Raw genomic sequence first — 10761 nt, forward strand, 5'->3', positions numbered from 1 at the left:
CACCCGCGCTCACCCCCTTCACCTCACACGAAAGCCCCCGTCATGCTGCGAATCGCCGTGCCGAACAAGGGGTCGCTCGCCGAGACCGCCGCCGAGATGCTCTCGGAGGCCGGGTACACCGGACGTCGCGACTCGAAAGACCTGTACACCGTCGACCCCGTCAACGAGGTCGAGTTCTTCTATCTCCGTCCGCGTGACATCGCGACGTACGTCGGATCGGGGGCCCTGGACGTGGGCATCACGGGCCGCGACCTCCTACTGGACGCGCGGATGCCCGGCGCCCGCGAGGTCGAGTCGCTCGGCTTCGCCGGTTCCACGTTCCGCTTCGCCGGGCGCCCCGGCCGTTTCACCGACGTCGAAGACCTGCAGGGTCTCCGCGTCGCCACCGCGTACCCGGGTCTCGTCGACGCGTTCCTCGACGAGCGCGGCGTCGCGGTCGACATCGTGCCGCTGGACGGTGCGGTCGAATCCGCCGTGCAGTTGGGCGTGGCGGATGCCGTGGCCGACGTCGTCTCGACCGGGACGACGCTGCGCCAGGCGGGGCTGGAGATCTTCGGTCCCGTCCTCCTGGAGTCGGATGCCGTGCTGATCGCCGGACCCGAAGAGGTCGAGGGCACCGAGACGCTGCTCCGGCGCCTGCGCGGCGTGCTCGCCGCGCGCAAGTACGTCCTGATCGACTACGACCTCCCGACCGCGCTCATCGAGCAGGCGATCGCCGTGGCCCCGGGCCTCGAGTCGCCCACGATCTCGCCGCTGCGAGACCCCGAATGGGTGGCCGTGCGCGTCATGAGCCCCCGTCGCGACGTGAACCGCGTCATGGACGAGCTGTACGCGATCGGCGCCCGCGCGATCCTGGTGACCGAGATCCTCGCCGCGAGACTCTGATGACGCTCGCCCGCCGCATCATCCCCTGCCTCGACGTCGCCGCCGGCCGCGTCGTGAAGGGTGTGAACTTCCTGGACCTCCGCGACATGGGCGACCCCGTCGAACTCGCGAAGCTCTACTTCGACCAGGGCGCGGACGAGATCACGTTCCTGGATGTCACCGCGACCGTCGACGAGCGCGCCACGACCTACGACGTGGTCCGCCGCACCGCCGAGCAGGTGTTCATCCCGCTTACCGTCGGCGGGGGAGTCCGCTCCGCCGAGGACGTCGCCCGGCTGCTGTCGGTGGGCGCCGACAAGATCGGCGTCAACTCCGCCGCGATCGCCCGGCCCGCGCTCGTCGACGAGATCGCCGACCGTTTCGGCGCGCAGGTCATCGTGCTCTCGCTCGACGTGAAGCGGGCGGCATCCACCCCCTCGGGCTTCGTCGTGACGACGCATGGCGGCCGCACCGAGACGACGCTCGACGCGCTCGAGTGGGCTCGCGAAGCGGTCGAGCGCGGTGCCGGCGAACTGCTGGTCAATTCGATCGACGCCGACGGCACGAAGCAGGGCTTCGACCTCGAACTCGTGCGCCTCATGCGCGAGGTCGCCGCGGTTCCCGTGATCGCCTCGGGTGGCGCCGGCGCCCTCGAGCACTTCGCCCCGGCCGTCGAGGCCGGAGCCGACGCCGTGCTCGCGGCATCCGTGTTCCACTCCGGCCAGCTCACGGTCGGCCAGGTGAAGGACGCGATGGCGGCCGAAGGGATCGAGGTGCGACGATGAACGTCGAGGCGTTCGAGCGTGTGAAGTACGACGCCCAGGGCCTCGTGACCGCGGTCGTGCAGCAGTTCGACTCGCGCGAGGTGCTCATGGTCGGGTGGATGGATGCCGAGGCCCTCCGCCGCACCCTCACCACCGGCCGTGTGACGTTCTGGTCGCGCTCGCGCCAGGAATACTGGCGCAAGGGCGACACGTCCGGCCACATCCAGATCGTCAAGGGCGCGCGCCTGGACTGCGACGGCGACACGCTCCTCATCGAAGCCGACCAGGTGGGCGCTGCGTGCCACACCGGTGACCACACGTGTTTCGACGCCACCGACCTCGACCCCGTCGTGGGGCAGGGCTGATGCGCCGAGCGCGCTCGCTGTCCGTCGTCGGGATGCTCCTCGCCGGCGCGATCGGGGTGATCTCGTCGACGCAGACGTGGATCGACGTGACCCTCGCCGACGGCGCGCAGCAGACCCTCGCCGTGCCGGGATCCGACGCGGTGCCGGTACTGACGCCCCTCAGTCTCGCCGCGCTCGCCCTCGGGGCGGCGCTCTCGATCGTCGGTCCGGTGCTGCGCTACGTGCTCGGCGCCATCGCCCTCGCGATCGCGGCTGCCGTCGGCGTCGCGACCGCCCTCGTGCTGTTGACGCTGCCCGTATCGGCGACCGCGGCGACGGTCACCGAGGCGACCGGGATCTCGGGGGCGGATGCCGTTGCCGACCTCGTGGCATCCATGTCACTCACCCCGTGGCCCGCGGTCACCCTGCTGGCCGAGCTGATCCTGGCCGCTGCGGCGGTGTTCACGCTCGTCACCGCGCGCAACTGGCCCGGAAGCGCCGGACGCAAGTACCGCACGGCCGCCGACGCCCCCGCGGACGCCTCGCGCCCCCATGACGCCATCGACTCGTGGGACGACCTGTCGCGGGGCGACGACCCGACCGCCTGACTCGGGCCACGCGCGGAACATCGGTTCGATGTTTGCCCTGAGCGCGCTGTGCCCGATAGCCTCGGGACCGCGGGCAGGATCATCACCTTCCTGTCTGCGCTCTGTGCGACGCGCGAGCCGTGCGCTGCGCACGGGCCCCCGGGGGAGGGACACATGAGCGCGCGCCCACACGTTCGACGACGAGTTCGCATCGATCGTCATCACGGCATTCTCCGATCGGCGGTCGCGATGCTGATCGTCGCGGTCCTGAGCCTCGGCGCCGCTCCCGCGGCGATGGCGGCATCCACGGCCTCCACCGCCGCCGCTGCCTTCACTTCTGCGCCGAACCCGACGTTCAGCGGGGCCATTTCGGTGGGTTCCACGCTCACCGCGGCCACGGGAACATGGACACCGACCCCCGACACCTTCACCTACCAGTGGAACCGCAACGGCGCGGCGATCCTCTCAGCCACCGCGAAGACCTTCACGCTGAGCGCGGCCGACGTGGGCAAGAAGATCACGGTGACCGTCACTGCCCGCAAGACCGGTTACACCACGACGGCCAGAACGAGCACGGGTCGGACCGCCGTCTCCGGCGTCTTCTCCGTGGCGCCCACCCCGACTTTCACGGGGTCGATCTCGGTGGGTTCCACCCTGACCGCGGCCACGGGCACGTGGACCCCTACTCCCGACGCCTTCGGCTACCAGTGGAACCAGAATGGGTCCGCGATCAGTGGGGCAACCGCGAGAACATTCACCCTCACGCCCGCGCAGCTCGGCAAGAAGATCACGGTGACCGTCACGGCCGCCAAGGCCGGGTACACGTCTGCAGCGCGCACGAGTACAGGGAGGACGGCCGTCGCCGGCGCCTTCACGACCGCGCCGAACCCGACGATCTCCGGGAAGACGCTCGTCGGGTCGACGCTCAGCGCCGCCGCGGGAACGTGGGTTCCCTCGCCCGCATCCCTCACTTATCAGTGGAACCGCGACGGGCAGGCGATCCCCGGCGCGACCGCGAGAACCTACCTCCTCGCACCTGAAGACAACGGCAGGAAGATCACCGTCAGTGTCACAGCGACGAAGGTCGGCTACACGACGACGACCACGATCAGTGCCGAACGGACCCCGACGCCAGGCCCCTTCGCAACGGCACCGACGCCCACCATCAGCGGATCGGTCACGGTCGGATCGACCGTCACCGCCGTACCGGGCACCTGGACACCCACGCCTAGCGCGTTCACGTACCAGTGGACGCGTAACGGCGCCGCCATCAGCGGTGCCACGGCATCCACGTATCAACTGAGCACGGCGGATGCCGGGAACCTCCTCAGCGTTTCCGTCACGGCGTCGGCATCCGGGTACGCGCCGACGACCCGCGTCAGCGTGACGCAGAGCGTGCCGACGCAGCGATTCACGACCACGGCGAGACCCACCATCAGTGGGGACCCGAGAGTGGGTTCCGTGCTCACGGCCTCGACGGGGACGTGGGCGCCGACCCCGGATTACTTCACCTATCAGTGGCGGCGGAACGGCACAGCGATCTCCGGCGCGACCGCCTCGACCTACACGGTCGGAGCAGCGGACGTCGGTGCAGAGATCACCGTGACCGCGGCGGCCATCAAGACGGGGTACACGCGCACACCCTTGACCAGCACGGCGATGACAGCGATCGCCGGTACCTTCGCCACTGCGCCCACCCCGTCCGTCACCGGATCTGCGCAGGTCGGAGGCACGCTGGTCGGAGTCACGGGGACGTGGTCACCGCAGCCCGACGGACTCAGCTATCAGTGGACACGGAACGGCACCCCGATCGACGGCGCGACGGGCGCCTCGTACCTTCTCGTCGAGGCCGATCGGGGGGCGCAGGTTCGCTTGGCGGTCACCGGGACGAAGGCGGGGTACACCACGCTCACCCGGACCAGCGCGGCGAAGACCATTCTGGGCGTCTTCACCACGACGCCGACGCCGAGCATCACGGGAACTCTCGAGCCCGGCGCGACGGTGACGGCATCAACGGGCGCGTGGTCGCCCGCGCCCGATTCCTACACCTACCAATGGCAGCGGAACGGAGTCGCGATCACCGGCGCGACCGCGAAGACCTACACGGTCAGAAACACCGACGCGGGGGCAGACCTGACCGTCACGGTCACCGCGATCAAGGCCGGCTATGTGTCATCGACCAGGACGAGCGGAAACGCCTCGGTTCCGGGAGCACCCACCGTGTTCATCAACGGTGATATCACCACGAATACGACGTGGGCACCGACAGTCACGACCGTGTATGTCGTCACCAAACCGATCACCGTCGCCGCGGGTGCGACCTTGACGGTGAGCGGCCGCGCGATCGTCAAGTTCAGCGACGACGCCGCGCTCGCTGTGGCCGGGTCGCTCGTGGCCCAGGGCACCGCGACTGTGCCCATCCCGTTCACCTCGGTGCACGACGACACCGCAGGCGGCGACACCGACGGGACGACGACGGCGCCGGGCCGCGACTGGGATGGCATCCGCGTCACCGACGGAGGGACGATCAGCCTCGACCGAGTGCGCGTGTCCTACGGCCTGGTCGGAGTGCTTGCATCGGGGGCGGCATCCGTCACGGTCACCTCGTCGACCACAGACGGCAGGATCACTTCCGATGGCACGAGTGGGACCGTCACGATCGCGGACAACACTGTCTCCAGGGACCAGATCGACGTCAGCCGACCGGACGGCGCTGCCTACACGTCCGCGGTGAACATCTCCGGGAACACGATCTCTGCCGGCGGGCTCTATGTCTCGTCGCTCAATACCTCTGCGACCGCCGTCCCGATCGTGATCACCGGGAACAACATCACCGGTTCCCCTTCACTGTTCAGCGTGCGAATCATCGACGCGCAGCTGCGCCCCAGCAACGCGACGGGTAATACGACGCCCTCGGGACGGATCTCTTACGGCGGGACCCTGGTCGAGGACTGGACTCTCCGCCCGACCGATCAGGATGTGCTCCAGGGGAACTTCACCGTCGCTGCAGGGGCGACGCTCACGGCACCGGCCGGAACCACGCAGGAGTTCGGCGAGGAGGAAGGCCTCACGATCGAGGGATCCCTCGTAGCCCAGGGCACGGCAGCGACCCCGGTCTCGTTCACCGAGTACAACGGCGAACTGTCCACGGGGTGGAACGGCATCACCGTCGCCGCCGGCGGAAGCGTCTCCCTGGACCACACGAGAATGTGGGGAAGCTTGCGAGGCGACCAGGCGGCCTCCATGCGGGTGACGTCGTCGGATGTCTGGGGCATCTCTTCGAAGAACGCGAAGGGTCCCGTGACGGTCACCGACAACACACTTCGTGGACTCTCGGTGGAACGCCCCGAGGGACCCGCGTATGCCTTCCCCGTGACGGTGACCGGGAACACAAGTTCCTCCACGATGCAGATCTCCTCGCGGAGCACCACCGCATCGCAGCTCGCGGTCACCGACAATCACATCACCGGGTACGACAGCAGCATCACCCTCCAGATCACGGACGCCCGACTCCGCCCCAGCACGCTGACCGGGAACACCGTCGTCGGAGGCAAGGCCGGATTCTTCGGGTACGGCGGCACGCTCGTCGAGAACTGGACTCTGCCGGCCTCGGGGCCCCAGCTCGTCTTCGACTCCCTGACGATCGCTCCGGGTGTCACGGTCACCGCACCCGCCGGGACAGTGGTGAAGAACCTCCGCGACGCCCAGCTGACGGTCGGCGGCTCCCTGGTGGTTCAGGGCACCACTGCGTCTCCGGTGACGTTCACCTCGCTCTACGACGACAGCGTCGGAGCGAAGTTCTCCCGCTCCTTCAACATCCCACCCGACCAGTACCCCTGGAAGGGCATCGAGGTCGCCGACGGCGGAAGCGTCACCGGCACCAACCTCGTCGTGCGGTACGCGACCGGCGGCATCACGAGCCCGAACTGAGCGCGCGACCGCCCATGGGTCGACGTCGAGCCATCGGCACCGGCCGCCCCCGCACGTTTCGATAGACTGGTCCCACGCTGTTCCCCGCGCCCGCGCGCGACTCGAAGGAGATCCATGAGCAACCCCATCGGCGATCCCGGCCACGGACACTCGCCCGCCGCCTGGACGGCCGTGATCATCATGCTCCTCGCGATCACGCTGGGCACGCTGTTCTTCTGGTTCGACATGCCGGTCCTCGTCTGGGCCTCGGTGGGTCTGCTTCTGGTGGGCGCCATCGTCGGCTGGGCGATGACAAAGGCCGGCTACGGCGCCAACGGCGCGAAGTCGAACCCGAAGGCCCACTGACCGTGCTGGCCGATCTGACGGCCGGAGCGGTAGAAGACGCCGAACGGCGCGCCGAGACGCGGCCCGTGGCCGAGGTCGAGCGCGACGCCCTCGCGCAGACCCCCGCGCGCGACGCGCTCGCGATGCTCGCCCCGGCCGACCGGGTGAAGATCATCGCCGAGGTCAAGCGCGCGAGCCCGTCGCGCGGCGACCTCGCGGCGATCCCGGATCCCGCACGCCAGGCTCGCCTGTACGAAGAGGGCGGCGCGTCGGCCATCTCGGTACTGACCGAGGGCCGGAAGTTCAAGGGCAGCCTCGCCGACCTCGAGTCGGTGCGCGCGGCCGTGTCCGTCCCGGTGCTCCGCAAGGACTTCCTCGCGACGCCGTACCAGGTGCTCGAAGCCCGTGCCTCCGGCGCCGATCTCGTGCTGCTCATCGTCGCCGCCCTCGATCAGAAGACCCTGTCCGAGCTCTACGCGCTCACGACCGACCTCGGCATGACGGCCCTCGTCGAGACGCACTCGGCAGACGAACTGGAGCGGGCGGCGGACCTCGGCGCGAAGCTCATCGGCGTCAACGCCCGGAACCTGTCGACCTTCGAGCTCGACCGCGACCTCTTCGGTTCGTTGGCGGACCGCTTCCCCGCGGATGCCGTGAAGATCGCCGAGTCGGCCGTCCTCGCCCCCGCCGACGTGGCCCATTACCGCGCCGCCGGCGCCGACGTCGTGCTCGTCGGCGAAGCGCTCGTGACCGGCGATCCCGTCGCGACCCTGCGCGCGTTCCTCCAGGAGACTGCATGACCACCGTGAGCCTGCGCGACCAGAAGGGGCCGTTCTTCGGCGACTTCGGCGGCCGCTACATGCCCGAATCGCTGATCGCCGCGATCGACGAGCTCACCGAGGTGTGGGAGGCGGCGATGGCCGATCCCGCGTTCCTCGCCGAGCTGAAAGCCCTCCTGCACGACTACGCCGGTCGTCCTTCGGTTCTCACCGAGGTGCCGCGGTTCGCGGAGCACGCGGGCGGCGCACGCGTCTTCCTCAAGCGCGAAGACCTCAATCACACCGGTTCGCACAAGATCAACAACGTCCTCGGTCAGGCGCTGCTCACCAAGCGCCTGGGCAAGACGCGCGTGATCGCCGAGACCGGCGCCGGCCAGCACGGCGTCGCCACCGCGACCGCCGCGGCGCTGTTCGGCCTCGACTGCGTCATCTACATGGGAGAAGTCGACACCGAGCGTCAGGCGCTCAACGTCGCCCGCATGCGCCTCCTCGGTGCCGAGGTCGTGCCGGTCACGACCGGTTCGCGCACCCTGAAGGACGCGATCAACGAGGCCTACCGCGACTGGGTCTCGACCGTCGAGACGACGAACTACATCTTCGGCACCGCCGCAGGTCCCCACCCGTTCCCCGCGATGGTGCGCGACTTCCAGAAGATCATCGGCGAAGAGACGCGCGCCGAGTTCCTCGAGCGCCTCGGCCGCCTCCCGGACGCCGTGTTCGCGTGCGTCGGCGGCGGATCGAACGCGATCGGCATGTTCGACGCGTTCCTGGATGACGAGGGCGTCGCGCTCTACGGCGTCGAGGCGGCCGGAGACGGTGTCGACACCCCGAAGCACGCGGCCTCCATCGAGCGCGGCCGGCCGGGTGTACTGCATGGCGCCCGCACGTACGTGCTGCAGGACGAGGACGGCCAGACCACCGAGTCCCACTCGATCTCCGCGGGCCTGGACTACCCGGGCGTCGGTCCGGAGCACGCGTGGCTCGCGGACATCGGTCGCGCGCAGTACATCCCGGCGACCGACGACGAGGCGATGCAGGCCCTGCGCCTGCTCTCGCGCACCGAGGGGATCATCCCGGCGATCGAGTCGGCCCACGCCCTGGCCGGTGCCCTCCGCATCGGCAAGGAGCTCGGCCCGGATGCCGTCATCGCGGTGAACCTCTCCGGTCGCGGCGACAAGGACATGGACACCGCCGCCCGCTACTTCGACCTCTACGACGCCGAGCACGCGCCCGCCCCGGAGGGCCACCCGGCCCAGACCGCGGGCGCCGAGGCCGTGGCATCCGCTCCCGGTTCACCGGTGGACGTGACGCCCGCTCCGGACGCCGCCAGCGGTGCGGGGGTCGAGCTGTGACCTCGCGCGTCTCGGCCGCGATCGACACCGCCCACGCGGCCGGACGCGGCGCCTTCGTCGGCTACCTTCCGGCGGGCTACCCGGACGTCGCCACGAGCATCGAGGCGATCGTCGCCCTCGCCGAATCCGGTGCGGACGTCATCGAGCTCGGACCGCCCTACAGCGACCCCGTCATGGACGGCCTCGTCATCCAGGAAGCCACCCAGACGGCTCTGGCCAACGGCTTCCGCATGCGCGACCTGTTCACGATCATCCGCGAGGTCACGGCGCGCACCGACGTGCCGGTGCTCGTGATGACGTACTGGAACCTCGTCGAGCAGTACGGCGTCGAGCGCTACGCCGACGACCTGCTCGCCGCGGGAGGCGCGGGCCTCATCACGCCCGACATCACTCCCGACGCCGCCTCCGCCTGGATCGCCGTGAGCGAGCGCACCGGCCTCGACCGCGTGTTCCTCGCCGCCCCGACCTCGACCGACGAGCGCCTCGACATGATCGTGCGCGCCTCGACCGGCTTCGTGTACACCGTGTCCACGATGGGCATCACGGGGGAGCGGGCGCAGCTGGATGCCGCGGCCCGCGGCCTCGTCGAGCGTCTGCGCGCGCACGGCGCCGCCCACGCGTGCGTGGGGATCGGCATCTCCAACGCCGAGCAGGTCGCCGGCGTGATCGAGTACGCGGACGGCGCGATCGTCGGCACCGCTCTCGTGAAGGCCCTGCGCGACGGCGGCGTCGACGCCCTGCGGAGCCTCGCACGAGAGCTGTCGGAGGGTACGGCGCGGCGCGCTTAGACTCGTCTGCATGACGTTCGCCCTCTCGAGCGCCGCCTCCGGCGTGCTCGCCAGCATCCCGAGCCCCTCGATCTCGTACATCGACCTCGGACCCCTGCGCATCCATTTCTATGCCCTGTGCATCGTCGCGGGCATCATCGTGGCGGTGTTCCTCACGAACGCGCGTCTGACGCGTCGCGGCGCCGAGAAGTGGGTCGTCATCGACATCTGCCTGCTGGCGGTCCCGATCGCGATCGTGTTCGCGCGGATCTACCACGTCGTGACCCACCTGGGCTTCTACTTCGGCCCCGGCTCCAACCCCTGGAACCCGTTCCAGCCCGGTTCGGTGTGGGCGATCTGGGAGGGCGGCATCGCCATCTACGGCGCCCTGATCGGCGGCGCCCTCGGCGCGTGGCTCGGCTGCAAGTGGACCGGCATCCGGTTCTGGACCTTTGCGGACGCGCTGGCCCCGGGCCTGATCATCGCGCAGGCGATGGGACGCTTCGGCAACTGGTTCAACCAGGAGCTCTTCGGCCAGCCGACCGACCTCCCGTGGGGTCTCGAGATCGCCCGCCCCAACTCGGCGATCCCCGTCGGACTGCCAGAGGGCACGCTTTTCCAGCCGACTTTCCTCTACGAGGTCATCTGGAACCTGCTGGGCGCAGCCGTCATCCTGTGGGTCGGGAAGCGCTTCACGCTGCAGTGGGGCAAGCAGTTCGCGGTGTACCTCGTCTGGTACAGCGCGGGCCGTATCGTCTGGGAATCCATCCGCATCGACCCCAGCGACATCATCCTGGGCCTGCGCACCAACGTCTGGGCCGCGATCTTCGGCGTCCTGCTCGGCATCGCCATCTTCATCGTGCAGACGCGCCGACACCACGGTCTCGAGCCCTCGCCGTACCAGCCGGGGCGCGAGAGCAAGGCTCCCGGGGCTGTAGACTCGACCGACCCCACTGACTTCGTCGACGTGAGCGAGCCGCCCGCGACGAACGACACCGTCGGCACCAGCGCCACAAGCAGCCCCGCCACGAAGTAACTCCCTGGGCCGAC

At 69.6% G+C, this 10761-nt stretch carries 10 protein-coding genes; all 10 read left to right on the forward strand.

Annotation, left to right across the window (positions count from 1 at the left end; translation table 11 throughout):
- Positions 1 to 42 precede the first annotated feature (42 nt).
- The 10 genes from hisG to lgt all read left to right on the forward strand — a co-directional run bounded on the left by hisG (position 43) and on the right by lgt (position 10747).
- The gene (gene hisG, locus QM517_RS04905; RefSeq protein WP_278101587.1) at positions 43 to 885 is read left to right on the forward strand and encodes an ATP phosphoribosyltransferase; all 843 of its coding nucleotides are present in this window, start codon (positions 43 to 45) and stop codon (positions 883 to 885) included.
- Positions 885 to 1649, forward strand: coding sequence for an imidazole glycerol phosphate synthase subunit HisF (gene hisF, locus QM517_RS04910; protein WP_077050084.1), 765 nt, complete (start codon positions 885 to 887; stop codon positions 1647 to 1649). Before hisG ends, hisF begins: the two co-directional genes overlap by 1 nt.
- A complete protein-coding gene (hisI, locus tag QM517_RS04915) occupies positions 1646 to 1993 on the forward strand; it encodes a phosphoribosyl-AMP cyclohydrolase (protein ID WP_077050083.1) in 348 nt (115 codons plus the stop codon). Before hisF ends, hisI begins: the two co-directional genes overlap by 4 nt.
- Positions 1993 to 2580, forward strand: coding sequence for a Trp biosynthesis-associated membrane protein (locus tag QM517_RS04920; RefSeq protein WP_283285582.1), 588 nt, complete (start codon positions 1993 to 1995; stop codon positions 2578 to 2580). Before hisI ends, QM517_RS04920 begins: the two co-directional genes overlap by 1 nt.
- Before the next feature lie 228 nt (positions 2581 to 2808).
- The gene (locus QM517_RS04925) at positions 2809 to 6489 is read left to right on the forward strand and encodes a beta strand repeat-containing protein (protein WP_283285583.1); all 3681 of its coding nucleotides are present in this window, start codon (positions 2809 to 2811) and stop codon (positions 6487 to 6489) included.
- Positions 6490 to 6603: 114 nt separating this feature from the next.
- Positions 6604 to 6834: a DUF6704 family protein gene (locus QM517_RS04930; RefSeq protein ID WP_283285585.1), complete on the forward strand. Its 231-nt coding sequence runs from the start codon at positions 6604 to 6606 to the stop codon at positions 6832 to 6834.
- 2 nt (positions 6835 to 6836) lie between these two features.
- Positions 6837 to 7613: an indole-3-glycerol phosphate synthase TrpC gene (gene trpC, locus QM517_RS04935; protein WP_283285587.1), complete on the forward strand. Its 777-nt coding sequence runs from the start codon at positions 6837 to 6839 to the stop codon at positions 7611 to 7613.
- Between the two features lie 5 nt (positions 7614 to 7618).
- Entirely contained in the window at positions 7619 to 8944 is a 1326-nt protein-coding gene (gene trpB, locus QM517_RS04940) for a tryptophan synthase subunit beta (RefSeq protein ID WP_308208887.1), read from the forward strand.
- The gene (trpA, locus tag QM517_RS04945) at positions 8941 to 9732 is read left to right on the forward strand and encodes a tryptophan synthase subunit alpha (protein WP_283285591.1); all 792 of its coding nucleotides are present in this window, start codon (positions 8941 to 8943) and stop codon (positions 9730 to 9732) included. The genes trpB and trpA overlap by 4 nt, the downstream gene beginning before the upstream one ends.
- Before the next feature lie 10 nt (positions 9733 to 9742).
- Positions 9743 to 10747, forward strand: a complete 1005-nt coding sequence (gene lgt, locus QM517_RS04950; protein ID WP_077050076.1) for a prolipoprotein diacylglyceryl transferase — start codon at positions 9743 to 9745, stop codon at positions 10745 to 10747.
- Positions 10748 to 10761 lie beyond the last annotated feature (14 nt).

The organism is Microbacterium sp. IEGM 1404 (genome assembly GCF_030056775.1).
Classification (GTDB): domain Bacteria; phylum Actinomycetota; class Actinomycetes; order Actinomycetales; family Microbacteriaceae; genus Microbacterium.

What these genes read in the sequence shown, in the direction of transcription:
- hisG (WP_278101587.1), top strand. Translation starts at nt 43, where the DNA reads ATGCTGCGAATCGCCGTGCCGAACAAGGGGTCGCTCGCCGAGACCGCC.
- hisF (WP_077050084.1), top strand. Translation starts at nt 885, where the DNA reads ATGACGCTCGCCCGCCGCATCATCCCCTGCCTCGACGTCGCCGCCGGC.
- hisI (WP_077050083.1), top strand. Translation starts at nt 1,646, where the DNA reads ATGAACGTCGAGGCGTTCGAGCGTGTGAAGTACGACGCCCAGGGCCTC.
- QM517_RS04920 (WP_283285582.1), top strand. Translation starts at nt 1,993, where the DNA reads ATGCGCCGAGCGCGCTCGCTGTCCGTCGTCGGGATGCTCCTCGCCGGC.
- QM517_RS04925 (WP_283285583.1), top strand. Translation starts at nt 2,809, where the DNA reads ATGCTGATCGTCGCGGTCCTGAGCCTCGGCGCCGCTCCCGCGGCGATG.
- QM517_RS04930 (WP_283285585.1), top strand. Translation starts at nt 6,604, where the DNA reads ATGAGCAACCCCATCGGCGATCCCGGCCACGGACACTCGCCCGCCGCC.
- lgt (WP_077050076.1), top strand. Translation starts at nt 9,743, where the DNA reads ATGACGTTCGCCCTCTCGAGCGCCGCCTCCGGCGTGCTCGCCAGCATC.